24 protein-coding genes and 2 riboswitches are annotated in these 23,649 nt (G+C 40.2%); of the genes, 9 read left to right on the top strand and 15 right to left on the bottom strand.

All coding sequences use genetic code 11. The annotated features are described in order from the left end of the window. Window positions 1–68 precede the first annotated feature (68 nt). Window positions 69–260: a hypothetical protein gene (locus IEU51_RS06560; RefSeq protein WP_186085706.1), complete on the top strand. Its 192-nt coding sequence runs from the start codon at window positions 69–71 to the stop codon at window positions 258–260. Window positions 261–1,129: 869 nt separating this feature from the next. Here IEU51_RS06560 and IEU51_RS06555 read toward each other — a convergent pair. The 5 genes from IEU51_RS06555 to IEU51_RS06535 all read right to left on the bottom strand — a co-directional run bounded on the left by IEU51_RS06555 (window position 1,130) and on the right by IEU51_RS06535 (window position 4,453). Then, window positions 1,130–1,402, bottom strand: a complete 273-nt coding sequence (locus tag IEU51_RS06555; protein WP_186085709.1) for a GNAT family N-acetyltransferase — start codon at window positions 1,400–1,402, stop codon at window positions 1,130–1,132. Between the two features lie 16 nt (window positions 1,403–1,418). Next, window positions 1,419–2,012, bottom strand: coding sequence for an alpha/beta hydrolase (locus tag IEU51_RS06550; RefSeq protein WP_186085712.1), 594 nt, complete (start codon window positions 2,010–2,012; stop codon window positions 1,419–1,421). A 2-nt stretch (window positions 2,013–2,014) separates the two neighbouring features. After that, complete coding sequence (locus IEU51_RS06545; RefSeq protein WP_186085715.1) at window positions 2,015–2,965, bottom strand: VOC family protein; 951 nt, start codon at window positions 2,963–2,965, stop codon at window positions 2,015–2,017. Window positions 2,966–2,977: 12 nt separating this feature from the next. Then, window positions 2,978–3,931: a VOC family protein gene (locus IEU51_RS06540; RefSeq protein WP_186085718.1), complete on the bottom strand. Its 954-nt coding sequence runs from the start codon at window positions 3,929–3,931 to the stop codon at window positions 2,978–2,980. An 81-nt stretch (window positions 3,932–4,012) separates the two neighbouring features. Beyond that, window positions 4,013–4,453, bottom strand: a complete 441-nt coding sequence (locus tag IEU51_RS06535) for a MarR family winged helix-turn-helix transcriptional regulator (RefSeq protein WP_186085721.1) — start codon at window positions 4,451–4,453, stop codon at window positions 4,013–4,015. A 231-nt stretch (window positions 4,454–4,684) separates the two neighbouring features. Here IEU51_RS06535 and IEU51_RS06530 point away from each other — a divergent pair, with 231 nt between their 5' ends. Next, the gene (locus IEU51_RS06530) at window positions 4,685–5,485 is read left to right on the top strand and encodes a gluconate 2-dehydrogenase subunit 3 family protein (RefSeq protein WP_186085724.1); all 801 of its coding nucleotides are present in this window, start codon (window positions 4,685–4,687) and stop codon (window positions 5,483–5,485) included. Next, window positions 5,485–7,239 (top strand): GMC family oxidoreductase, encoded by a 1,755-nt coding sequence (locus tag IEU51_RS06525; protein ID WP_186085727.1) that lies wholly within the window; start codon window positions 5,485–5,487, stop codon window positions 7,237–7,239. Before IEU51_RS06530 ends, IEU51_RS06525 begins: the two co-directional genes overlap by 1 nt. A 1,403-nt stretch (window positions 7,240–8,642) precedes the next feature. On the opposite strand, the gene IEU51_RS06520 is transcribed toward IEU51_RS06525, so the two are convergent. After that, window positions 8,643–9,668: a DUF1307 domain-containing protein gene (locus tag IEU51_RS06520; RefSeq protein WP_186085730.1), complete on the bottom strand. Its 1,026-nt coding sequence runs from the start codon at window positions 9,666–9,668 to the stop codon at window positions 8,643–8,645. A 113-nt stretch (window positions 9,669–9,781) separates the two neighbouring features. On the opposite strand from IEU51_RS06520, the gene IEU51_RS06515 reads away from it, so the two are divergent. From IEU51_RS06515 to IEU51_RS06490, 6 genes are all read left to right on the top strand, one after another. After that, window positions 9,782–10,387: a hypothetical protein gene (locus IEU51_RS06515; protein WP_186085732.1), complete on the top strand. Its 606-nt coding sequence runs from the start codon at window positions 9,782–9,784 to the stop codon at window positions 10,385–10,387. A gap of 345 nt (window positions 10,388–10,732) precedes the next feature. After that, window positions 10,733–10,874, top strand: a riboswitch (Lysine riboswitch). A gap of 71 nt (window positions 10,875–10,945) precedes the next feature. Further along, window positions 10,946–12,247 (top strand): diaminopimelate decarboxylase, encoded by a 1,302-nt coding sequence (gene lysA / locus IEU51_RS06510; protein ID WP_186085735.1) that lies wholly within the window; start codon window positions 10,946–10,948, stop codon window positions 12,245–12,247. Further along, on the top strand, window positions 12,244–13,431 hold the full coding sequence (locus IEU51_RS06505) for an aspartate kinase (protein ID WP_186085738.1): 1,188 nt from the start codon (window positions 12,244–12,246) through the stop codon (window positions 13,429–13,431). The genes lysA and IEU51_RS06505 overlap by 4 nt, the downstream gene beginning before the upstream one ends. Window positions 13,432–13,448: 17 nt before the next feature. Further along, the gene (dapA, locus tag IEU51_RS06500; RefSeq protein ID WP_186085741.1) at window positions 13,449–14,327 is read left to right on the top strand and encodes a 4-hydroxy-tetrahydrodipicolinate synthase; all 879 of its coding nucleotides are present in this window, start codon (window positions 13,449–13,451) and stop codon (window positions 14,325–14,327) included. Window positions 14,328–14,339: 12 nt separating this feature from the next. Next, on the top strand, window positions 14,340–15,068 hold the full coding sequence (gene dapB, locus IEU51_RS06495) for a 4-hydroxy-tetrahydrodipicolinate reductase (protein WP_186085744.1): 729 nt from the start codon (window positions 14,340–14,342) through the stop codon (window positions 15,066–15,068). Window position 15,069: 1 nt separating this feature from the next. Beyond that, a complete protein-coding gene (locus IEU51_RS06490) occupies window positions 15,070–16,038 on the top strand; it encodes a diaminopimelate dehydrogenase (protein ID WP_186085747.1) in 969 nt (322 codons plus the stop codon). A 57-nt stretch (window positions 16,039–16,095) separates the two neighbouring features. Here IEU51_RS06490 and IEU51_RS06485 read toward each other — a convergent pair whose 3' ends face one another. The 9 genes from IEU51_RS06485 to IEU51_RS06445 form a co-directional block, all read right to left on the bottom strand. Then, window positions 16,096–16,914, bottom strand: coding sequence for a MetQ/NlpA family ABC transporter substrate-binding protein (locus IEU51_RS06485; RefSeq protein WP_186085750.1), 819 nt, complete (start codon window positions 16,912–16,914; stop codon window positions 16,096–16,098). A gap of 4 nt (window positions 16,915–16,918) precedes the next feature. Continuing rightward, window positions 16,919–17,569, bottom strand: a complete 651-nt coding sequence (locus tag IEU51_RS06480) for a methionine ABC transporter permease (protein WP_186085753.1) — start codon at window positions 17,567–17,569, stop codon at window positions 16,919–16,921. Further along, window positions 17,559–18,590: a methionine ABC transporter ATP-binding protein gene (locus IEU51_RS06475; RefSeq protein ID WP_186085771.1), complete on the bottom strand. Its 1,032-nt coding sequence runs from the start codon at window positions 18,588–18,590 to the stop codon at window positions 17,559–17,561. The genes IEU51_RS06480 and IEU51_RS06475 overlap by 11 nt, the downstream gene beginning before the upstream one ends. 93 nt (window positions 18,591–18,683) lie before the next feature. After that, window positions 18,684–18,783, bottom strand: a riboswitch (SAM riboswitch). Window positions 18,784–18,865: 82 nt separating this feature from the next. Further along, window positions 18,866–19,753: an SDR family oxidoreductase gene (locus IEU51_RS06470; protein ID WP_186085774.1), complete on the bottom strand. Its 888-nt coding sequence runs from the start codon at window positions 19,751–19,753 to the stop codon at window positions 18,866–18,868. A 109-nt stretch (window positions 19,754–19,862) separates the two neighbouring features. Next, a complete protein-coding gene (locus tag IEU51_RS06465) occupies window positions 19,863–20,903 on the bottom strand; it encodes a nitric oxide synthase oxygenase (protein ID WP_186085777.1) in 1,041 nt (346 codons plus the stop codon). Between the two features lie 57 nt (window positions 20,904–20,960). Then, window positions 20,961–21,452 (bottom strand): dihydrofolate reductase, encoded by a 492-nt coding sequence (locus IEU51_RS06460; protein WP_186085780.1) that lies wholly within the window; start codon window positions 21,450–21,452, stop codon window positions 20,961–20,963. Between the two features lie 103 nt (window positions 21,453–21,555). Next, window positions 21,556–22,422, bottom strand: a complete 867-nt coding sequence (locus tag IEU51_RS06455) for a M15 family metallopeptidase (protein WP_186085783.1) — start codon at window positions 22,420–22,422, stop codon at window positions 21,556–21,558. Window positions 22,423–22,552: 130 nt separating this feature from the next. Next, window positions 22,553–23,026: a hypothetical protein gene (locus IEU51_RS06450; protein WP_186085786.1), complete on the bottom strand. Its 474-nt coding sequence runs from the start codon at window positions 23,024–23,026 to the stop codon at window positions 22,553–22,555. Between the two features lie 144 nt (window positions 23,027–23,170). Further along, complete coding sequence (locus tag IEU51_RS06445; protein WP_186085788.1) at window positions 23,171–23,371, bottom strand: cold-shock protein; 201 nt, start codon at window positions 23,369–23,371, stop codon at window positions 23,171–23,173. Window positions 23,372–23,649: the final 278 nt, after the last annotated feature.

The following is a 23,649-nucleotide window of genomic DNA, read 5'->3' as shown; positions in this document are numbered from 1 at the left end:
CTTTTTTGTTTTGGATTTTATCATTTAGTGTAAAGGTAGAGTAAGTAGACTACAAAGGTGGAGAAACTATGAAATGGTGGGGAATTGTATTAATTGCAGTAATAATCACTGGGGGAATCATACTACTTTTTGATTTTCTCGGTCCTTTTCAAGGTCTCAAGCACGAAAGAATGTTGAACATACTCACCATATTCCTACTCATCACCGGCTTAACTACGACGTTAATTAAAATAGATGAAAACATGAAGAAAAAACACTAACATGCGCCACTCGAAGATGAGTCGGCCGCGTGTTTTTATCTTTGTACAATATGTCAGAGAGTATTCTGGCGCTAATTGATAGAAAGTATATTTTAGTGCGAAGATACTCTTCAGATCTTTGCGCTAATCGTGATTTGGGAGACATTAGCGCGAAGATACCCTCTAGATTGTTGCGCTAATCGTGATTTGGGAGACATTAGCGCGAAGATACTCTTCAGATCATTGCGCTAATCGTGATTTGGGAGACATTAGCACGAAGATACTCTTCAGATCTTTGCGGTAATTGTGATTTGAGAGGTATTAGCGCGAAGATACTCTCAACATCATTGCGCTAATCGTGATTTGGGAGACATTAGCACGAAGATACCCTTCAGATCATTGCGCTAATCGTGATTTGGGAGACATTAGCGCGAAGATACTCTTCAGATCTTTGCGGTAATTGTGATTTGGGAGACATTAGCACGAAGATACACTTCAGATCATTGCGCTAATCGTGATTTGAGAGACATTAGCGCGAAGATACCCTTCAGATCTTTGCGGTAATTGTGATTTGGGAGACATTAGCACGAAGATACTCTTCAGATCCTTACTCTAATCATGATTCATCAAGTATTAGTGGTAGGATACTAATTTTATCCTGCCTTTATATTGTAGTTTCCAACAGTTTAAGGTAGGGATTTGGTTTTCATATTCAAATTTTAGATAAAAACAAGTCTCCGAGTAAAATTTTAGACCCTAATAAGATAAAAACAGAGTTTACCGCAACAACCACTCTCGACGCACCACCGCACCACTCCCCATAAACAAAAAAACCACCAGCGCTTCTCCTCGCGCCAGCGGTCTCCAGTCTCTACTCAATCCCCAATATCTTACAACACGTCTTCTAGTTTATTTTTGTGTCTTTTTATCATCGTGACTCCAAATGAGCACGTCGCGTCGGTCTTCAATTTCAAGTTGTTGTCTCTCGCGTATTCTACAACTTCTTTAAAAAGTGTTTCGCCCACGCCTTCTCCGCGTAAGTCTTCTGACACCCACGTACTTTTGATGTCGAGCACGTCTTCTTCTACGTTAAACTTCATAAACGCGTCTGGTTTCTCGAGTTCTCCAACATAAAACTGATGTTCATTTTGTTTTACATCCATTATACTCACCTCGTTTTTATTTGTTTAGCCAATACTTCGCAGCCATCACTGCGTCACCTGTCAATTCATGGCCATTCACCCAATACTCTTCTACCCTAGCACCACGTGATTTAAACAGTTCAATCACCGTTTCATTGTCACGCATGCTTGCCATCGGATCATTTTTACCCATGGAGATAAACACATCAAGTCCACTTAAGTCCTTCTTATCATCGAGTTCAATTGAATACAGTGGCGCGAATAAAATTGCACGTTTAAAATTCGCGTCTTCTCGTAATAACATATTAATTGCGATATTAGATCCGTTTGAGAATCCAACAAAAATCGCATCTTCAACATTAAAGTCGTTCTTCTCTGCTTGTTCTTTCACAAAATCAAGCAACTCATGTCCTCTAAAGTCTAGGTTTTCAAGATCATACTGTCCCATACCTGTTCTCTTAAAAAATCGGTTCATACCGTTTTCCGGTTCTTGTCCGCGAACCGATAAAACGCCGTAATCTTTATCTAACATTTCAGCAAGGGGCAAAAGATCGCGCTCGTCTCCGCCTGTACCGTGCAACAGCACAAATACTGGTTTACCTTTTATACCTGGTTTAAAAATATATTCCATCCTTAGTTTCTCCTCGTTTCAAATGGTTTTAAATCTCTTTCTATTTGAGCCCTATTTTTCTCTAAGAAAGGGGGTAATGCAAGGTTTTCTCCAAGTGTTTCATACGGCTCATCCGTCATAAATCCTGGACCCTTCGTCGATAACTCAAACAAGATGTGCTTAATGCGCACATACAGCGCACCAAAATAAAATCTGTCTTTAATTCCAGAGTGATTCATTCCTCTAGACTCATAGATGTTTTCCCAATATTTCAACGCATCCATATCTTCGACTGTTAGGGCGACATGATGAATTTCACCGTATCCTGGTCTTGCAGATTTCTCATCACTTTTCTTTAAAATAATGCTCGCTTCATTTCCGCCATCCTGAACCTCAAGAAGTGCATAGTCTCCTTCTTCTTTTGAAAGATAAAAACCATATAGCTCTGTGAGCGTTTCTACCATTACATCGTGGTATTTCGTGTGAATTTCGACTGGACCTAACGCGTGAACAGCATACTCTTTAGGTACCGGCCCGTCTTGCCACGGAGTTCCAGTTAATTTTGAATGATCGTTTTCATCTGAAATCAGGAAATACTTCATTCCATCGGGTTCTTCAAATCTTAAGATTTTCTTTCCGAACAGCTCCGTGATTTCATCGACTTTTACATCGTGATCTTCGAATCTCTTCTTAAAATATTCAAGTGCTTCGTCAGTCGGCACTCTGAAAGACGCTCTATATATAGAGTTGTTCCCTGTTACCCCAGGTCTTTGACCCGGAATATCGAAGAACGTCATGTCTGTACCCATAGACCCAACATCGTCTGAGTAAAACGCATGATACGTTCTTGGATCATCTTGGTTGACTGTCTTTTTTACCAGTCTCATCCCAACAATTGCTGTAAAAAATTTATAGTTACGTTCGATATCATCCGTCATTGCCGAAACGTGATGTGTGCCTAAAATTGGATACATACACTCAACTCCTTAATTTGTTGTCGTATCAAACATTCTGATTTGACTTTCGATGTACTCGCGTTTTGGTTCGAGTAATGGTGGTAAAGCTAGAGATTCTCCCATCGTTTCGTATGGTTCGTCTGTTGCGAATCCTGGACCATCTGTAGAAATCTCTATTAAGATATGTCCGATTCTTGCGTATAATGCTTTGAAGTAAAAACGGTCAATAATTGTTGAGTTTGGAATACCCATACCTTTGTAACGCTCTTCCCACTCTTCAATCGCTGCGTCATCTTTTACTCTGAAGGATACGTGATGGACTTCTCCGTATCCTTGGATTGCCTCAGAATCTTGGTCGTTATAAAGGAATACGCGTGCACCATTTCCGCCTTCTCCAACTTCTAATACTGCAAACTCATCATCTTTATGGATCTCTTTCATCTTATAAATTTGTTTTAATGCAGTTAAGAAATCTTCATAATATGACACGTGGATTTCGATTGGACCCAGACCATAGATAGCGTATTCTTCAGGAACTGGTCCATTTTTCCATGGTGTGCCCGGCTCTACGCCAGTATCGTTTTCATCTGAAATCAATTGGAATAATTGGCCGTCTGCTTCTTCAAATCTAAGGACTTTATTGCCAAATACTTCAGAAATGTCTTCGTGTTTTACAGCGAATGCTTCAAATCTATTTTTATAATATTCAAGAGCCGCATCACTTGGTACACGGAATGACGTTCTGTAAATTGAGTTTGTGCCAGGTTTACCTTTTGGTTGCCCTGGGAAATCAAAGAATGTCATATCTGTGCCTGCATTTCCGCCGTCATCTGCGAAAAATGTGTGGTATGTGTGAATATCATCTTGGTTAACTGTTTTCTTAACAAGTCTCATTCCAAGTACTTGTGTAAAAAATTCATAGTTTCTTACTACATCGTCTGTCATTGCTGTTACGTGGTGAATACCTAATAAATCATTTGACATTATAAAATTACTCCTTATGTTATGTTTGTACATCCATTATATTTCGAATTCGAGATATAATGCAAAAATTTTGCTCAAGCATCATATGATGTTTGATACTCGAGCGGATACTTTCTTTAATGCTTCTTTTAATGTTTCTAATTCATCTTCTTCTAAACAATCAAAGAAAGATTGAATCATTGCAGCGTGCATCGGGAAGATGTCTTCCATTACTTTTCTGCCCTCATCTGTAATGCCCGCATAATACGTACGTCTATCTTTAGTATCTTGTTCTTTAAGTACATAACCTTTTTCAATCAGTCTCTCTATGACATAAGTCGTAGAGCTACTTGCGATTAAAATACGATCTCTAATCGTTTGAATCGTTAACGGGCCTTTTGTATAAAGCACTTCGAGTACTGCAAACTCCGTGACAGACAAACCATATTTTCTAATATCTTTACGAATTGCAATATCAATGGCATCATTTGTACGTTTTAATGCAATAAATGCTTTTAACGAGGTTTCATTTCTATCTTTCATTTCTACACCTCTATTTAATTCGAACTCGAGATAATTATACTACCTCGAAATCGAACTGTCAATTTTCACGTATTTATGAATTTTTATTTTTAAACTTAATTATAATATCTTTATGATTAAATGAGTAATTAAATTTTGACTAAACTGTGAAATTCGTTAGAATTATTACTATATGGTTCATTTCATTTTGGGTATAGAATCATTGATGCATATAAAGGGGAGGTAATTTCAATGTCAAACGATGAAAAGAGACCACCTGAGAATAACGAAAAACAATTCTCAAGACGTGATTTCTTGAAAACAACTGGGGTGGCTACAGGCGGTATTTTAGCAGGTAGTTTACTCGGAGGTGTAGTGACTCACTTCGGTGACGCAAATCAAGAACCACACGGTGAAGGCGGAACAACTGAAACGCCAGAATCTACGAAAGGTAATCTTACCGACGCACGTGTTTTCTTCAGTAGAAATTCAGATTTCGACACATTAGCAGCTGCAGCAGAACGTATTTTCCCTGAAGATGACCTAGGTCCAGGTGCGATCTCACTTGGTGTTCCTTATTTTATCGACAAACAATGTCATAGTTGGTGGGGCTTCAATGGTAAAAACTACACAGATGGGCCACACGATTTCGAAAAGACGCCGAAATTCGGTATACAAGAAAAACTCAATCGCGGTGAAATCTTTAAGCTCGGTCTAAATAAAATCAACGAGATAGCAAATGATGAGTTCGACGGAAATTTCTGGGAAATTGATACAAAAGATCAAGATGAAATCCTGAAGAAATTTGAAGCAAACGATGAATCAGCAAAAATGAACGGTGTACGTGCAGATGTATTTTTCCAACTGCTACGTGACACAACAATTTGGGGTGTTTACGCGGATCCAGCGTACGGCGGAAACCGCAATATGGAAGGTTGGAAAATGATGGGTTATCCTGGTCCACGTATGGGCTGGGAAGGAATTATTGAAGAATCTGACTTCCACGAGGAAGAGCCACAAGGCTTAAGAACATACCAAGGAGGTAAAATGTAATGGCTAAAAAACTAGATAAAGTCGACGTAGTAGTCGTTGGTATGGGATGGGCCGGCGGTATTGTAGCTGCAGAAATGGCAAAAGCAGGTAAGAAAACTGTTGGTCTAGAAAAAGGTGAACATATCAAGCGTGAAGATTACATTGGAGTGAAAGACGAACTTCGTTTTGACAACCAATTCCAAATCATGCAAGAGCTTAAGAAAGATACAGTCACTTCAAGAAACGAACTTGATGAGACTGCTCTACCTATTCGTACACGTAAGAAGATGCAGATTGGTGCAAACCTAGGTGGAGCGTCAGTACACTGGGCAGGTGCTACATATAGATACTGGCCATATGAATTCGAGATTCGTTCAAAAACAATTGAACGTTACGGTGAGGACAAGATTCCTGAAGATATGAACCTTCAAGACTGGGGGATTACATATGAGGAGATGGAACCTTATTATGAGAAATGGGAGTACACTGCGGGGATTTCAGGTGAACAAGATCCAAACGCACCAAAGCGTAACAAACCTTGGCCAAATCCACCGCTAAAAGAATCTCCATCATTAAAATTATTTAAAGATGCGTGTAAAGAACTTGGTCATAAACCTTTCCAAGTTGCTGCGGGTAACATGTCACAAAACTATGAAAACCCAGACGGAGAAAAATTGAACGCATGTATGTACTGCTCATTCTGTACACGTCACGGTTGTGACTTCAGCGCTAAATCAGACCCACTTGCGACAGTTATTCCAACAGCACTGAAGCACGATAACTTTGAGCTTCGTACACGTGCAAACGTACGTCGCGTGCTTTATGACAAAGATACTAAAAAAGCAACAGGTGTGTTATATGTTGATGAAAACACAGGTGAAGAATACGAGCAACCTGCTGAGGTTGTTGTATTAGCAGCATTCGCATTCACTAACAACCGTCTACTTATGCTTTCAGAAATCGGTGAACAATACGATCCAGAAACACGTAAAGGTATCATTGGTCGTAACTTCAACGGTCAATACAACAACGCATTCGCAGGTGTTAAAGGATTCTTCGATAACAAGAAATTCAACCTGTACGCAGGAGCTGGAGCAATGGGTGCAGCAATCACAGACTTCGCTGCAGACAACTTCGACCACACAGACCTTGATTTTATCGGTGGCGGTGCGATTGAGTTACGTCAATACGGTTTCGCTGCGATCAGCAGTTCAAACAATATCAAAGAAGGTACACCAAGCTGGGGTGCAGATTACAAGAAAGAATCTCTAAACTACGCTTACCGTGCACTTCAAATTTGGTACACAAACAACACAATGTCATACTGGCACAACTACACAGACCTTGATCCAACGTACAAAGACGAATATGGTGACCCACTACTTCGTGTTACTTATAAATTCGGTTCAGGTACGAAAGAAATTATGGAATTCGGTGTTGAAAAATGCCGTGAAATCATGGAAAAAATGGGTGCAGACTACATTAAAGAAGACTCTATTCCAGAAGAATTCGATCACGAATTCTCAGGTGGACACTACTCTGGTGGTGTTGTAATGGGAGACGACCCAGAAACATCAGCAGTAAACAACTACCTACAAATGTGGGATGTCGACAACTTATTTGTAGTTGGAGGATCAGCATTCCCTCAGTTTGGTGGACACCACCCAACACCAACAATCGGCGCACTCTCATACAGAGCGTCAGAAGGTATCGAAAAATATCTTAAAGATAAAAAACAACTTGTAAAAGCGAAAACAAAAACAACAAACGCATAAGATGTGGATGATGTTAGAGACAGCCTTGGGTCTGAGACCCGAGGCTGTTTTTTTGTTCGTCACCTAATTAACTTGATATTTGAATTAGGTTCTGAAGTTTTACTGAGAGGCTGTTTTTATCTAAAATTTGAATATGAAAACCGAATCCCTATCTTAAACTCTTGGTAACTACAATTAAAGGCAGGATAAAATTAGTATCCTACCACTAATACTTGCTGAATCATGATTAGAGTAAGGATACTCGGAGTATTCGGAAACTAATGATCCTGACATTAAATATAAAAAATTACCATTTATAGTCAGGATCAACTTCAGTTCACTACAGCTAAATGGATGGAAACTAGGATTAACTGTAGTGTAGATCAGGTATCTTCGTGCTAATGTCTCTCAAATTACGATTACCGCAACGATCTGAAGAGTATCTTCGCGCTAATGTCTCCCAAATCACGATTAGCGCAATGATCTAGAGAGTATCTTCGCGCTAATGTCTCTCAAATCACGATTACCGCAACGATCTGAAGAGTATCTTCGCGCTAATGTCTCTCAAATCACGATTACCGCAACGATCTAGAGAGTATCTTCGCGCTAATGTCTCTCAAATCACGATTAGCGCAACGATCTAGAGAGTATCTTCGCGCTAATGTCTCTCAAATCACGATTACCGCAACGATCTAGAGAGTATCTTCGCGCTAATGTCTCCAAAATCACGATTAGCGCAATGATCTAGAGAGTATCTTCGCGCTAATACCTCTCAAATCACGATTAGCGCAACGATCTAGAGAGTATCTTCGTGCTAATGTCTCTCAAATTACGATTACCGCAACGATCTGAAGAGTATCTTCGCGCTAATGTCTCTCAAATCACGATTAGCGCAACGATCTAGAGAGTATCTTCGCGCTAATGTCTCTCAAATCACGATTACCGCAACGATCTAGAGAGTATCTTCGCGCTAATGTCTCTCAAATCACGATTAGCGCAACGATGTTGAGGGTATCTTCGCGCTAATGTCTCTCAAATCACGATTACCGCAACGATCTAGAGAGTATCTTCGTGCTAATGTCTACCAAATCACGATTAGCGCAATGATCTGAAGAGTATCTTCGTGCTAATGTCTCTCAAATTACGATTAGCGCAACGATCTAGAGAGTATCTTCGCGCTAATGTCTACCAAATCACGATTACCGCAACGATCTAGAGAGTATCTTCACGCTAATGTCTACCAAATCACGATTACCGCAACAATCTAGAGTGTATCTTCGTGCTAATGTCTTAAAATCAAGATTAGAGGCGGAAATACGTTTAACAACGGAAACTCTTCAAGTTTACCGGCAGAATCCCGTCATGGATAACAAAAAAACACGCCTCCCTAGTCCCCTAGGGAAGCGTGCTATCCGCTTCACTCTTTATTTCTTTGTTTCAATATGTTGTAATCCATTCGATAGAAGTCCGTTCGCTGTTACTGTGTAGTTTCTCGCTTCTTCTTTGGCTTGTCCATTTGATGGGTCGATTCCCATGGCTGTAAGGACTTTATCTAGGTCAGTAATTTTTTCGTAGTCGATAACCCCGTCTACCGTGAATTTATCTTCTTCGAATTTCATATCAAAGTTCACGCCGTCTTCTTTACTTAGCTCTTCGTAACCTTTAACCGTATCTTTGAATCGTTCTTCTGCAGCTGCTTTGTCTGCTAAGTCGAGTGATGCATATGTTTGCTCGTTAAATGTTGTCTGTTTTAAGACTTTGTTTTTACCGTCTTGTAAGATGGATACTTCATAAACGTACCCTTCTTTTTCGCCACGGAATACTTCAGTCGTTTGTTCGCCTTCTACGTAGTATCCTTGCTTTTTAAAGTTGTCGACACTTAACTGATAGCTCACAAACTGTGATTCTGAGTTTGTACCTTCAGGCAGTGATGACACCACACCAAGGTCAGCGACAGTGTAGTCTACTTTGAACGTTTCAATAAACGTGTTGTCTGTGTATTCTACTTTGTACTCGACACCTTCTTGGTCTTTATATTTTTCTTCATCACCAATTTCTTTAATTTTAGCACGTGCTTCTTCTTCATTTTCTACGCCAAGCGTGCTGTATTCACCCTCAGTAATTTGTGTTTGCTCAAGTAAAACGTCATCGGCATGTTTCATCTCGATTGAACTTTTTAAGCTAGTCGCTTCTTTCTTCATGATGTTTGTCGTTGCTTTCGACTCATCATATAAAGATTTCGCAGTTGTTTTACTGTTCTCTTCTTTCTCGGTTGCCTCGTCTTCCGATTCAGAAGACTCTTCCTCAGTCTCAGTTGTCTCTTCTTTCTCTACTTCCTCTGTCTTCTCGTCCGTTGACTTCTCAGCAGTGTCCGTGTTTTTATCTTCATTAGAACACGCAACAAGCGTTATGAAAGATAAAGACAGAAGGACCATCCAAAATTTTCTCATCTAAAATTCCCCTCTCAGATATGTAATAATTACACTCCTCCTATTATCGTATCACGTTTAAGGAATTAAATAATAGTGTATAGATACATAAAGAACCATTAAAGGAGAACAGTATGCAACTATCAAATCTATCATTCCTACCAGAAAGCGTACTCGGATGGGCAGTGTTCCTTATAGTTACAGTTACCTTATTTGTACTGCTTTTAAACCTAAAACCTAAAAAGAGTAAAACACGCTACGCCGAGGATTTACTCAATCCAGTAATTCATGATCCATTTCAGCTCGTGAAAGAAAAAGCTCTAGCGACTGCTCATAACCTAAAATCTGAAGTCGCTTCGGATGACAATAGCGATGTATTTATTTCTTTTAAACCTGAACTGAACGAAGCGTTCGTCGTAAAATTAACACACGATGATTCAGTCGTGACTGAAATTGAACGAACAACGTATTTTGTTCATCACAAAGAAGTGTCTAAAGAAAATCTCGATGACACTAAAGACAAGCTCGACAACGCCGTAGACAGAGGGATTGATGCATTTAATAATATTATATCTGTTGATTCGGATACATTTGTTGAAGCGGACGAAGTGATTGGCATGACGAATGTCGTTCAAAAAGTTGATGCAGATACTGGGGAGACAGTGCTCTTCACTGCCAGTGACTTAGACTATGATAAGTACGTAAATAAGCTCTACCATGAAGGGTACGAAAAAGCGTAAGCATGCACATTTATGCACACTTACGCTTTTTTTAAACTTAAAAATTCTCATTCATTATTTAATAAGGTCCGTAGTTCACTAAAAGGGCGTAGCTGACTGCTGCAATCCAATTTCATAAGGCGTGCCTCTAAGTGACAGTTGCTTCATAGTTATCCCTCTTTTTAAATCTGACGTAATCCGTAATATATCTTAAGCGTATCGAATATTTTTAAAAAAGGATAGGTAAATTAAATTATAAAATCAAACTAACTCAAATATTTTGAATATTCATTTGACCGATTGTTTTTTAAATGCTATCCTTACACTTAACATGAATCGTACTTGATTCTTAACTGAATATTGATCGATGTAAGTCGAGGCCGCGGGAACTATCAGTAGGAAACGAAAGGAGTTACCGCCGAAATGCGAAAGCGTTGGGACCATTTCTGAACAAGGATGGTACTGTCATTTTAGGATGCCCAGTCCTATTATGGTGTGCACTTACATTGAGGGCACCTTACTAAAACATGAGTGCTCACGCATTCATGTTTTTTTTATTATTTTTTGGAGGTCACAAGAATGAAATTATTTGGAACGATGGAAGTTAAAGAAAACACGCTCTACATTGGTGGTGTGAATACAGAGGAGTTACGTAAAAATTACGGTACCCCACTCTATGTAATGGATGAGGTGGCGATTGAAACACAGATGCAGACGTTTACGACACATTTTTCGTCAAACACATTTGAGTCGCGCGTACTCTATGCATCAAAAGCGTTCTTAAACCTTTATATCGCGGGCCTCGCTAAGAAAAATAACCTATTCATCGACGTCGTGAGTGGTGGCGAGCTGTTCACAGTGCTTCGAGCTGGGTTTAATCCGAAAAAGATTTATTTTCACGGAAATAACAAGACTTATGATGAATTAAATTTTGCTATTGAGGAAAACGTCGGCACGATCATTTTGGACAATCAATATGAATATGAGATGTTGAACGGATTACTTAATGAAAAAGATAAAACACAGCGCGTCATGGTACGTGTGAATCCAGATATCGACACTGATACGCACAAATACATTCAGACAACTAAGGAAGATTCGAAGTTTGGATTTAATATGTATAAGGACGAGACTATGACGTTCATAAAGACTCTTGAAGCGGATGACAGAATCGATTTTGTGGGTATCCACTGTCACATTGGTTCACAAATTTTTGATGATGCGAGTTTTTATCTTGAAGCGAAAAAAATGGCGGAATACGCGAAACAGCTGAAGGAAGCACTTGGTCGTGAGGTCGAAGAAATCAACTTAGGCGGCGGTTTTGGCGTCTATTACACAGCAGGAGACACGCCACTTGATTTAACAGAATTCTTACCGAAATATACAGCACACATCGAGTCTGTGTTTCAGGAATACGGTATCTCACCAAAAATCGTATCAATCGAGCCTGGACGTTCGATGGTAAACAACTTCGGTTCAACTCTGTATACGGTTGGTGCAATCAAAAAAATGGCAGAAGACCTCACGTTTATGCTCGTCGATGGCGGCATGAACGACAACATGAGACCAGCGATGTACGAAGCGAAATATGAGGCATATCTCGCAAACAAGATGAATGAAGCACCTTCTGCACACTACAAAGTCGCAGGAAAGCTATGTGAAACGGGTGACGTGCTAATTGAAGATGTGCAACTCCCTGAAGCAGCTCCTGGTGATTTACTCATAACACCATCAACTGGGGCATATGCGTACTCGATGAGTTCGAACTATAACCGCATGACACGACCGGCTGTTGTATTCGTGAAGGACGGAGAAACAAAAGTCGCTGTCAGACGCGAAACATATGAAGATTTAATTCGTAACGATGAGGTGATGGAATGAGCGTAGAAACAGTTGTCATGAAGTTCGGCGGAAGTTCCGTCGCTGATTTAGAAAAAGTAAAAGAAGTCGCACAAATTATTGAACAGAGAAAGAAAAATATGAGCGTCGTCGTTGTCGTATCCGCAATGGGTAAGACAACAAACAGCCTGATCGATAAAGCGTATAATCTGTCGGAACGTCCGAATTTAAGAGAGATGGACATGCTCGTTGCTACTGGTGAAATTGTCAGTGCCTCCCTACTCTCCATTTGTTTAAACGAAATGAGCGTTCCAGCAGTATCACTCACTGGATTTCAAGCAGGATTCAACTCGTATGGAAAACACGGCTCGAATAAGATTGAAGACGTGGATGTCACAAGACTGAAGCGTCACTTAGATGAAGAACACATTGTCGTCGTTACTGGATTCCAAGGCATGAACCCTGAGGGTGACATTACGACTCTCGGTCGCGGTGGGTCTGACACTTCAGCGGTCGCAATCGCAGCGAAACTCGGTGCTAAGTGTGAAATTTACACAGACGTTGACGGTATATATTCTGCTGACCCAAGAATTCATAAAGGTGCTAAAAAAATCGACGTCGTTACTTACGAAGAGCTCATGGAGATGGCGCATCTCGGTGCGAACGTGATTGAACCGCGTAGCGTAGAAATCGCCGAACGATACGGTGTAGAAATGGAAATTCGTTTAAATGATGGTGTCACACCTGGGACACGCGTTGTAGGAGGAAAAGATATGGAAAAAACAACACTGACAAACGTCTCAAAATTAGATGAAGTACTGCTCGTCTCAATGAGTGACAAAACAGGAAGTTCTGCAAAGATCACAGAATGTTTCTTAGAACTCGCACAGAGAAACGTCAATATAGATATTATCAGCCAAACAATTGTGAACGATCAGACAGAGATCAGTTTCACTTCTACTGAAGCATCAAAACATGAGATCGAAGATGTTTTAGAGTCAAAAGAAATTGACTATCGCATGAAAACAGACGTTTCCAAAGTATCGATTGTCGGTACAGCGATGAGAAATCAAGTCGGTATCGCAGCAAAAGTATTTGAAATTTTCTTAGAAGAAGACATTCGTTTTTATGAAATCTCAACATCAGAAATCAGTATTTCATATGTCGTAGATACAGAAAACACAACACGCGTCATTGAGCTGTTAGCAGACGCTTTTAATATATAAAAAAGGATGATATACACATGTTATTTGAAGGATCTGGAGTCGCAATTGTAACCCCATTTTTAAACAACGGTGATATTGATTATGACACGTACACACGTCTTTTAGAATTTCATCTAAATGAAGGCACTGATGCGATTGTCGTCATCGGTACAACAGGAGAGGCAACGACACTCTCTAAAGATGAAAAGCGTGAATTAATTCAATTTACAGTAGACAAAATCGATGGCAGAATTCCAGTCATCGCAGGAACAGGTGGGAACAACACACGTGAAGACACATTATGGAGTAAAGAAGTGTCAGACATGGGCGTTGATGCCCTACTCGTAGTGACACCTTACTACAATAAAGCAAGTAAACAAGGGCTCATTGACCACTTCACTCAAATTGCAGATGCATCGAGTGCGCCAATCATTCTATATTCGGTTCCTGGCCGCACAAACGTTGACATCCCAGTCGAAGCAATCGTGGCACTTTCAAAACACGACAACATCATTGGCTTGAAAGATGCGACCGCAAACTTAAACTATACGTCACACTTAAGACGTCTTGTCTCGGATGACTTCGCACTCTACTCTGGCAACGACGATATCATTCTGCCGTTCATGTCTGTGGGCGGGCAAGGCGTAATCTCCGTTGTTGCAAACGCGATGCCACGTGAGACAAGTGAGATCTGCCACGCCTACTTAAAAGGAGACGTTAAACGGGCGCGTGATATTCAACTCAAGATACTGCCGTTTATCGACACATTATTTATAGAAGCAAGTCCGATTCCAATAAAGCGTGCAATGTCACTCTTAGGTTTCGGGACGCCGGAACTACGCTTGCCGTTATCGGTGGCAGAAGACACGACCACAGAACGACTTAAAACGGAAATGCAAAAATTAAACCTGATTTAAAGGAAGAGATGTATGAATATTTTATTAGTTGGTGCAACTGGACAGATGGGACGTGCGGTCAGTGACCTTGCAGGTAGCGAGATTGTCGCAGGAATTGGACGAAGCGCGTCAGACTTCCCAGTGTACGAAACGTTCAAAGAAGTGACAGAAGACGTGGATGTAATTATCGACTTCTCCACACCCGATTTACTAGAAGACATGCTCAACTTTGCTGAAAAAAACAAGGTACCCGTTGTGATAGCAACAACAGGGTACAGTGAGGCGCACGTGTCTTTAATCGAAGACATATCAAACAACGTGCCTATTGTATATGCAGGGAACTACAGTCTCGGCATCAACGTGATGGAGCAGCTCGCGGAACAAATCGCACGAACTTTAAAGAATTTTGATATCGAAATTACAGAGACACATCATAAATTTAAGAAAGACGCGCCAAGTGGCACGGCAAACATGTTGTTTGATGCAGTGAATCATGGACGTGATGGGAAACTTCATAAACTGGAAGGACGCAGTGGTATGTATGAATCTCGCGACCAAAATGAGGTCGGGATTTCATCTTTAAGAGGAGGCACAGCGGTTGGCGAACATTCCGTATTCTTCTACGGTGAAGATGAAATTATTGAGCTAAAACATACGGCATTCTCGAAGCGTATTTTCGCGAAAGGTGCGTTGGAAGCAGCTGAATTTTTAGTACAAAAAGAACCAGGTTTATACACAGTTACAGACGTGTTGGAGGGATAACATGAAAACAAAAGTTGGAATTGTAGGATATGGAAATTTAGGTCGTGGCGTGGAGAAGGTGCTTCAGTACCACGATGATTTAGAACTCGTCGGTATATTTACGAGACGTGATCCAGACAGTTTAGATACGGCATCTAGAGCGTACCACATGGATGCGTTAGAGAAAAAAACGAACGATATTGATGTTTTAATCTTGTGTGGCGGGTCGGCAACGGACATTCCCGAGACTGCGCATATGTATGCGAAAAATTTTTCAACAGTGGATTGTTACGACAACCATCGCGATATGCCAAACCACTTTAAGCGCATGAACGAGGCTGCGACTGGTGGTGAGAACGTGTCGATCATTGGTACGGGCTGGGATCCGGGCGTATTCTCTGTACAGAAGTTGTATAGTGAAGCGCTTCTGCCAAACGGTGAGTCATATACGTTCTGGGGACCAGGGCTTTCTCAAGGACATAGTGATGCGGTGCGTCGACTTGATGGTGTGAAGCTTGCGGCACAGTACACGATGCCATCGAGCGAGATGATTAAAGAGATTGAGGACGGCAGAGACGTGTCGTACGACAAGTTTTCATCTCACCATCGCGTGGTGTATGTGGTCCTTGAAGAAGGTGCGGATGCGGATATTGTGCGCGAATCTATTATCACGATGCCAGACTACTTTGAACCATATGAAACGGAGGTTCACTTTATTTCTGAGAGTGAGTATAATAAAAATCATACTCAGTTAAGACATGGGGGCCATGTAATCCGTCGCGGATATACGGGCGACAATACGCATACGTATAAGACAACTTTAGATTTAGACTCGAATCCAGAGTTTACTGCGAGCGTCGCAGTTGCGTGTGCAAGAGCCGCGAAACGATTCATGGACGCTAGACAATTCGGCGCAAAATCTATATTTGATATCCCACCTATGTATTTGCTCAATGAGTCAAGAGAGTCATTAATAGAAAGATTATTATAAGAAAAAACGCACATCCTCACAGATGTGCGTTTAGTCTGTTGTAACAGCTTTTGATTTTTACCAACCAATTTCTGACAATGGGAGTTTTGTTGGGATGCTCGCACCTTTATGATGCTCAATGATAAACTCACTTGTATCTTCGTCTTGATATAACTCTACGATACGGTTGTATGTTTCATTATCTTTATTCTCTTGTTTAGTCGCAATGATGTTAACATATGGTGTTGCTGTGTCGTCTTCTAAGAATATAGAGTCTGTTTGAATATTGAATCCAGCATCTCTCGCAATACCGTTATTAATGATGCCTGCATCCACATCATCTAAAGATCTAGGAATTTGAGCTGGTGCAAGTGGTTGTAACTTAATATTTTTTGGGTTTTCAACTACTGCTTCCTCAATTGAATCCAACCCATTATAGTTGTCCACTAATTTTAATATTCCTGCTTGTTCTAAAAGCATTAACGCACGTCCTTGGTTTGATACGTCGTTCGGTAATGCTACCGTATCGCCTTCTTCTAGCTCATCTAAACTCTCAATTTTGTTAGAATATATACCCATTGGTGCTAAAACAGTTGTACCGATTGGCACTAAATCTAAGTCACGTTCTTTAATAAACTCATCAAAATACGCAACAGTTTGGAATGCGTTGATGTCGATTTCCCCTTCAGCTAATGCAATATTTGGCTGTACGTAGTCATTGAATGAAATCACTTCGATTTCTATGCCTTCTTCTTTTGCTTTTTCAGCAATGAAGTCCCACGTTGATGTGTCCGTACCGCTGATACCTACTTTTACTTTCTCACTATCTTTCCCACCACATGCTGCAAGTACAAGTGTTATAGATAAAATTAAAGCTAAACGAATCATTGTTTTCATATTATTACTTCCTTCTAATAGTTTTTGATAGTACATTTCCGAAACTTTGTAACCCTTGAACCATGACAATTAAAATCACCACTGTAACTAACATTGTGACCCCATCAAAACGTTGGTATCCGTATGTAATTGCAAGGTCACCCACACCACCGCCACCAACAGCACCGGCCATTGCTGATGCACCGACGAGCCCAATGATTGCAATAGTGAAATTAATCACTAAACTTGAAAGTGCTTCTGGCAGCACGAATCGGACAATTGTTTGAAGCGGCGTTGCACCCATTGCATTTGCTGCTTCAAGCACTCCGTCATCCACTTCAAGTAAACTACTTTCTACTAAACGCGCAATATATGGGGCTGCGTATACGACCATTGGTACGATTGCCGCTTCAGTTCCGATTGACGTTCCAACAACAAATCGTGTGAACGGAATAATTGCGACTAAAATAATAATGAAAGGTACAGATCTAAAGATATTAATAATTATATTGAGTACATTAAATATAATGGGTTGATCTAATATTTGACCGCGTCTTGTCACATATAATAAAATTCCGAGCGGCAAACCAATCACAATACTAAAAATGAATGAGATGGACACCATCTGCAACGTTTCTATTACTGAACTGATTATTCTGTCTGTACTAACGAGCATCTCTAGTCACCTCACTATAAATGATATTTCTACTGTCTAAGTAGCTGAGCACACTCGCCACTTCACGCCCTTGTCCAATAAACTCAACAATTAGGTTACCAAAGGGTATATCTTGGAGTTGCGTGATATTTCCGAACAGCACACTCGTTTCAACGTCGAATTTTTTCGACACCTGACTCAGCACCGGTTCACCCGCTGAATCATCTACAAAGTTTAAACGGTAGATATGACGTTCTTCTGGACTTTCATGAAGTAACTTAAGCACGAATTCCGGAACCTCATTATGCATGACGGTATTCACAAAACTCTTACCTGTGTCTGTTTTTGGATTAGAGAAAATATCGAATACTGTGCCCTCCTCGATAACTCGACCTTTTTCCATGATCGCCACTCGGTCACAAATCTCACGCACAACGCTCATTTCATGTGTAATAAGTAGGATTGTAATGCCGTATGTTTGATTAATTTCTTTTAGCAGTTCCAATATTTGAGTTGTCGTTTCAGGATCAAGTGCACTTGTCGCTTCGTCACAGAGCAGAATTTTCGGGTTCGTTGCAAGTGCACGCGCAATACCTACACGTTGTTTTTGACCCCCAGATAATTCATCTGGGTAACTCTTACTTTTATCTCCAAGTCCAACAAAGTCTAGAAGTTCAGTGACACGTCGATCAATTTCACCCTTGTCGACGCCTTGTAAGATTAAGGGCATCGCCACATTTTTGTAGACGGTCTTCGAATCGAGTAAGTTGAAATGCTGGAAGATCATTCCGATGTCGCGCTTGATTGTACGAATCTCTTTCGTATTCGATTTCTCGAGTGACTGTCCGGCGATTTTAACGTCACCTGTTGTTGGAGATTCAAGGCGATTCACCATTCTGATTAGCGTACTTTTGCCTGCGCCACTGAATCCGACGATTCCAAAAATTTCGCCAGGCTCTACTTTAAGTGACACATTTTTTAGGGCGTCTGTCGTGACGCCTTTTCTATTAAATTGCTTTGATACATCAATAAACTCGATCAAAAATGCTCACTCCATTGTTTTTCAAATAAAAAAACCCCTATTTTTATATAGATAAAAATAGAGGTCAATGAATCGTAAATACGATTATATCTATTCTCATCTTCAAGCTTGACGCTACTGGAATTGGCACAACACATTGCTGCTTGTTGCCGAGGTATCAAAGGGCCAGTCCCTCCACCTCTCTGGATAAGAAATAATATTTATTTGTTAGACTCAATATAAAGCATATTTTTCAGAGTGTCAATAATATTTTGAAAATTTATAAAATATTGTTTTTAAAGGTTTATATTCTCTCCACCCGTTACACCATAAATCTGGCCTGTAATATAACTTGCTTCTTCTGATGCAAGCAGTACATAAACAGGCGCGAGTTCCACGGGTTGCCCAGCACGACCAAGATTAGAATCTTGACCAAATTCTGGAATTGCTCCTTCTAATTGTCCATGGTCAAGTTGCAGCGGTGTCCAAATAGGACCTGGTGCGACACCATTCACACGTACACCTTTATCTGCAAAGTATTGAGAGAAATGCACTACTAAATTTCTAATCGATGCTTTTGTTGCTGCATAATCCATGAGGTGCGGTGAGGGACTAGACGCTTGAACACTTGTTGTCATAATAACAGATGCCCCTGGTTTTAAATACTTTTCTGCTGCAATCATGGATTCAAACTGACTGATCACATTTATTTTAAATGTGTCTTCAATTTGTTTTACTGTGTAATCACTTAATTTTTCTTGTGCGATTTGTTGCGCAGCATTTAACACCAGAATATCTAAGCCTCCAAGTGCTTCAACTGCTTTTTCAATTTGTTCAGTAGCCGCGCCTTCATCTCTTAAATCATATGGAAGTAAAACTGCCTTTCTACCTAGTGATTCAATAAATGCTTTTACTTCATTCGCATCTTTTTCCTCACCATTTAAATATTGAATCGCAACATCTGCACCCTCTTTAGCAAAAGCAATCGCTGCAGCTCTTCCAATTCCAGAGTCTCCTCCAGTAACAAATGCTTTACGTCCTACGAGCTTATCACTCGCTTTATACGTCTCTTCACCCGTATCAGGTACGGGAGTCATTTTAGATTGTAACGCTGGTGTGTCTTGACTCTGATCTATAAACGAATCTGCTTTAAATTGTGTTTTCGGATTTTTTAATTCAGTCATAAAGGACTCCTCCTATTGGATAGATCATTCAACCAAGTATAATCTCGTAAAATATAATTTTATACTTAATTTTCTTCATACCCGTTTCCGAGAAGCATCACACATTCTCTTAAGAAAATGGACATTTTTTATTGCTGTATTTAAATTTCGGACTATTTTCGATGTCATCAAATCCATAATGGTAGTTATGAACCAAGGAAGGTGAGAGTGGTGGTGCGAGCCAGCTCCATTTTCCAGTAACCTTTCGTCCTGCTTTTTTTTCTTTTTCTTCAAACAGTTTAAATTGCTTAGATGCCGTGATATGATCTACCATCGAAACACCATTCTTTTTATATGAATGATAAACGGCATAGTTAAACTCAACAAGTGCACGGTCGCGCCAATAGGAATCCGTGCGCTTCGTATCAAGGTTAAACGCCTCAGCGATCGGTTTCAGCTTGTTATAACGATACGTGTCAGTGAAGTTTCGTACACCAATCTCTGTTTCCATATACCAACCATTGAACGGTACCGTATGATATTCAATGCCACCAATTTCTAAAGTCATATTGGATATCATTGGCACAGCGTACCATTTAAGACCAAGTGCTTTAAGTTTCGGATAATCTTCATGTTCGATATCAATTTCTGTCACCACATCCGGTCGATAATCATGAACGTGCCACTTACCACCATACTTGAACGTCAGTGGTAAGAGATTAAAATCTGCTTCACTCTTTTTCCATCCAAGTGATTCTATAAATTCCGTCGTTTCTCTAGAACGTGGATCACCCTTATTATCATAACCTGCATAACGTAAAATTTGTTCATTCGCGAGTTTAAAATCGTTTCTAAAAATTGAAATCATTGGGCGAATTTTTCCAGCATTTGTTGCCTCAACAATATGCGTTTCAATCTCTTCTATGAATTGTTCCGGTGTATCAATCTCTCGAAGATCACGTACACTTAACGTCTCCCAAAATAGGCGTCCAATGCAATGATTCGAATTGCGCCACGCCACACGCGCACCATATTCTAGTTCCTCTGTGGTATGGGTGTACATCCCAGTCTCTAAAATCTCCGCTTCAATTTCAGATAGCCTGGCATTCTTCTTAGTAAGACCACATTCCTCATACATCAACTCTATAAATTTCTTCGCTTCTTCAAACATCCAATCACCTCACTTAACCATTATAAGCGAGTTTTATGACCGGTTCATGAATTAATTTCACACTCTTTTCCACACTTCAAACGTGTGAGGATACTTGTTTTTATCATCCACTACCCCGCTCCAATATTTCACACGTTCAAACTTAGAATAATCGAAATCACCTGGGAAATACGTATCTCCATCGAAAGTGTCATGGATTACCGTTCGGTACAATTCTTCAACTTCATCTTTAAATAATTCAAACAACGTTGCACCACCGATGATGTAGAAATCCTCACTAGAATCCTCATGCAACTTCAAAATCTCGTCCTTCGAATGCACAACAATTGCTCCCGGTGCATCATAATCATCTTGATACGTGAGTACAATGTTACGTCGATCTTTCAATGGACGATTCGGAATCGTTTCATACGTGCTGCGACCCATAACAACATCTCCACGCATTGTAACATCTTTAAAAAACTTCACATCCACAGGTAGTCTCCACGGAAGCTGATCATCCTTACCAATTAATTGACTTTCGTCCTCTGCCCAAACATACGCTAACATATCCTCACCTCTATCATTTATTTCTATACTATACCCCTTATTTATGCTGATAAAAACATGGTGTGCTCCATAAAAAAACAGACGCTTCTGCGTCTGTTTTCCACTAATTTTTCACGTCAATCCCTTGTTCCCAGAGGTACTCTTCATACGTGAGCCCAGATTCATAGAGTTCGTATGAGAGGTCTGTTCCAACATAGCGCAGGTGCCATGGCTCGTACATGTAACCCGTGATATGGTCCTTGCCGTATGGATAGCGAATAATGAATCCGAAACGGTGTGCGTTGTCGTTCACCCAAACACCGTCATCCGTGTTTCCAAACGTATCTACAAGTTGATAAACAACCTCTTCACTTGAAACATCCATCGCTAATCCTGTTTGGTGCTCACTCGCGCCAGCAGGTGCACTAAACATGCGTGCAACTTCTTCACCGTGTGACAGAACGTAATTATCGTAGAGTTCCGCTTGATAATCGTATGAACGGTAGCCACTCACAGCATAAAGAGTGTAGCCATTTTTCGATGCATCATCAAATAACTTTGTGAGCGCGTCGCTCGCTTCTTTTCGCAATTGATTGACCATCGGAATGTCGTTCACGTATGGGACTTCTATTGTCACGAGGTCGCGAGGCACATAGGTCGGATCTAGCGTCTCTCCGCGGTTCACAATCGCTAAGATACTTGACTGATCGTAGACATTCTCCTCGTTTGGCATTCTGTCGTTCACTTCTTCTTCTGTCTCATCGTCAGATTCAGCTTCTTCCGTTTTATTTTCATCTGTGTCTGCTGATTCGTCTTTAGACTCTGTCTCTTTATCTTTATCGTCTTCAGCAACGTCCGTAATCTTTGGTTCATTCTGTTTATTCCCAAAAGGTATGTTTTTCAATTCAGCATTCTTCTCGTTATTTGTGCACGCAGCAAGCAACATCACAGACACCGCAATGAGTGCCACTTTCAATTTTAACTCTTTCAAATCCATCTTCCTAACTCAATATGTATTCGTTTCCTTTATTATTTTACCACTTATTTAACCTGATTTGACAACACCACTGACTCCATTTAAAGATAAAAACAAAAAAGGCACACTGGTAAAGTGTGCCCTTTTACTCTCTCGTTTCTGTGATAACGAGTTCTCCAAGTTCATTCTGAGAAAATCTGCTCGCTCTCTCTTTGAACCACTTCTTAACTACCGCATTTTCGAATCCGTCGTGTAGCGTGTTTTTATCTTCTTCATTACCGGTAAAGTTCAGAACTAGCTCATTGCTGCCTTTTTTATACGTTGCGACAAGTTTTGAGTCACCTTTTTCGACCACTGTTTCGAGTCTTTCGTCCTCTTCAAAGTGGAACGTCGTCACTGTGCTGTCGATTCCGTTGGACAATTCCTCTTTCGGAACCAGAACTTCATATGTATAGACTTTGTCCTCATGCGACTTAATGTTTGTCTCTTGCGTCTTTGTGATCGAGTAAATTTCTTCAAAAACGTTCTCGTACTTTGTGTGCTGAGAGATTTTCACGCCCATTACAACCAAAGCAATCACCAAAATTATTGTTGCACCAATCACGAAACTGCGTTTCATGACCCCACTCTCCCGTTCTGTTCATATATAATTATTGTGCTATTTTTTTGTGAAATTGTCCACATAACTAATGAGAATTACGAAATTAGACATAAAAAAAGTCCCAACACGTATGTTGGGACTCTTCTGTACTGTCTTTAAAAATTAAAGAGCAGTAACGTTTGTAGCTTGCTCGCCACGTTGACCTTCAGTGATTTCGAATTCTACTGCTTGGCCTTCTTCTAATGATTTGTAACCATCGCCATTGATTCCTGAGAAGTGTACGAATACGTCATCTCCGTCTTCTCTTTCGATGAAACCGAAACCTTTTTCAGCGTTGAACCATTTAACTGTACCTTTATTCATAAAGAATACCTCCGTGTGCTTTTGCACAAATATTTGTAACCTATTTCATAAATCATCGGAGAGAATTCTATAACGAAATTACTAACCTATCACGAAAAAATTACTTAACTAAAGTATACGAGTCTTTTTGACAAAAGTAAAGCCGAATTGTATAAAAAGTTTTTATCCGTAAACAAAACCCACTCATATCAAGGGTTTGTAAATTAAAAAAGTTTCGAATTTCGGCATAATTTTTGCGAATTTGTTATGATAATCGTACAAAATATTTTTGGAGGCTC

This window comes from Phocicoccus schoeneichii (assembly GCF_014635565.1).
In the GTDB taxonomy this organism is placed as follows: Bacteria; Bacillota; Bacilli; order Staphylococcales; family Salinicoccaceae; genus Phocicoccus; species Phocicoccus schoeneichii.
The sequence above is the reverse complement of the archived record's forward strand: the minus strand, read 5'-3'. Positions and strand labels throughout refer to the sequence as shown.

What these genes read in the sequence shown, in the direction of transcription:
- lysA (WP_186085735.1), top strand. Translation starts at nt 10,946, where the DNA reads ATGAAATTATTTGGAACGATGGAAGTTAAAGAAAACACGCTCTACATT.
- IEU51_RS06505 (WP_186085738.1), top strand. Translation starts at nt 12,244, where the DNA reads ATGAGCGTAGAAACAGTTGTCATGAAGTTCGGCGGAAGTTCCGTCGCT.
- IEU51_RS06550 (WP_186085712.1), bottom strand. Translation starts at nt 2,012, where the DNA reads ATGGAATATATTTTTAAACCAGGTATAAAAGGTAAACCAGTATTTGTG.
- IEU51_RS06555 (WP_186085709.1), bottom strand. Translation starts at nt 1,402, where the DNA reads ATGGATGTAAAACAAAATGAACATCAGTTTTATGTTGGAGAACTCGAG.
- IEU51_RS06525 (WP_186085727.1), top strand. Translation starts at nt 5,485, where the DNA reads ATGGCTAAAAAACTAGATAAAGTCGACGTAGTAGTCGTTGGTATGGGA.
- dapA (WP_186085741.1), top strand. Translation starts at nt 13,449, where the DNA reads ATGTTATTTGAAGGATCTGGAGTCGCAATTGTAACCCCATTTTTAAAC.
- IEU51_RS06460 (WP_186085780.1), bottom strand. Translation starts at nt 21,452, where the DNA reads ATGTTAGCGTATGTTTGGGCAGAGGACGAAAGTCAATTAATTGGTAAG.
- IEU51_RS06515 (WP_186085732.1), top strand. Translation starts at nt 9,782, where the DNA reads ATGCAACTATCAAATCTATCATTCCTACCAGAAAGCGTACTCGGATGG.
- IEU51_RS06520 (WP_186085730.1), bottom strand. Translation starts at nt 9,668, where the DNA reads ATGAGAAAATTTTGGATGGTCCTTCTGTCTTTATCTTTCATAACGCTT.
- IEU51_RS06540 (WP_186085718.1), bottom strand. Translation starts at nt 3,931, where the DNA reads ATGTCAAATGATTTATTAGGTATTCACCACGTAACAGCAATGACAGAC.
- IEU51_RS06535 (WP_186085721.1), bottom strand. Translation starts at nt 4,453, where the DNA reads ATGAAAGATAGAAATGAAACCTCGTTAAAAGCATTTATTGCATTAAAA.
- IEU51_RS06470 (WP_186085774.1), bottom strand. Translation starts at nt 19,753, where the DNA reads ATGACTGAATTAAAAAATCCGAAAACACAATTTAAAGCAGATTCGTTT.
- IEU51_RS06490 (WP_186085747.1), top strand. Translation starts at nt 15,070, where the DNA reads ATGAAAACAAAAGTTGGAATTGTAGGATATGGAAATTTAGGTCGTGGC.
- IEU51_RS06530 (WP_186085724.1), top strand. Translation starts at nt 4,685, where the DNA reads ATGTCAAACGATGAAAAGAGACCACCTGAGAATAACGAAAAACAATTC.
- IEU51_RS06445 (WP_186085788.1), bottom strand. Translation starts at nt 23,371, where the DNA reads ATGAATAAAGGTACAGTTAAATGGTTCAACGCTGAAAAAGGTTTCGGT.
- IEU51_RS06545 (WP_186085715.1), bottom strand. Translation starts at nt 2,965, where the DNA reads ATGTATCCAATTTTAGGCACACATCACGTTTCGGCAATGACGGATGAT.
- IEU51_RS06465 (WP_186085777.1), bottom strand. Translation starts at nt 20,903, where the DNA reads ATGTTTGAAGAAGCGAAGAAATTTATAGAGTTGATGTATGAGGAATGT.
- IEU51_RS06450 (WP_186085786.1), bottom strand. Translation starts at nt 23,026, where the DNA reads ATGAAACGCAGTTTCGTGATTGGTGCAACAATAATTTTGGTGATTGCT.
- dapB (WP_186085744.1), top strand. Translation starts at nt 14,340, where the DNA reads ATGAATATTTTATTAGTTGGTGCAACTGGACAGATGGGACGTGCGGTC.
- IEU51_RS06560 (WP_186085706.1), top strand. Translation starts at nt 69, where the DNA reads ATGAAATGGTGGGGAATTGTATTAATTGCAGTAATAATCACTGGGGGA.
- IEU51_RS06485 (WP_186085750.1), bottom strand. Translation starts at nt 16,914, where the DNA reads ATGAAAACAATGATTCGTTTAGCTTTAATTTTATCTATAACACTTGTA.
- IEU51_RS06480 (WP_186085753.1), bottom strand. Translation starts at nt 17,569, where the DNA reads ATGCTCGTTAGTACAGACAGAATAATCAGTTCAGTAATAGAAACGTTG.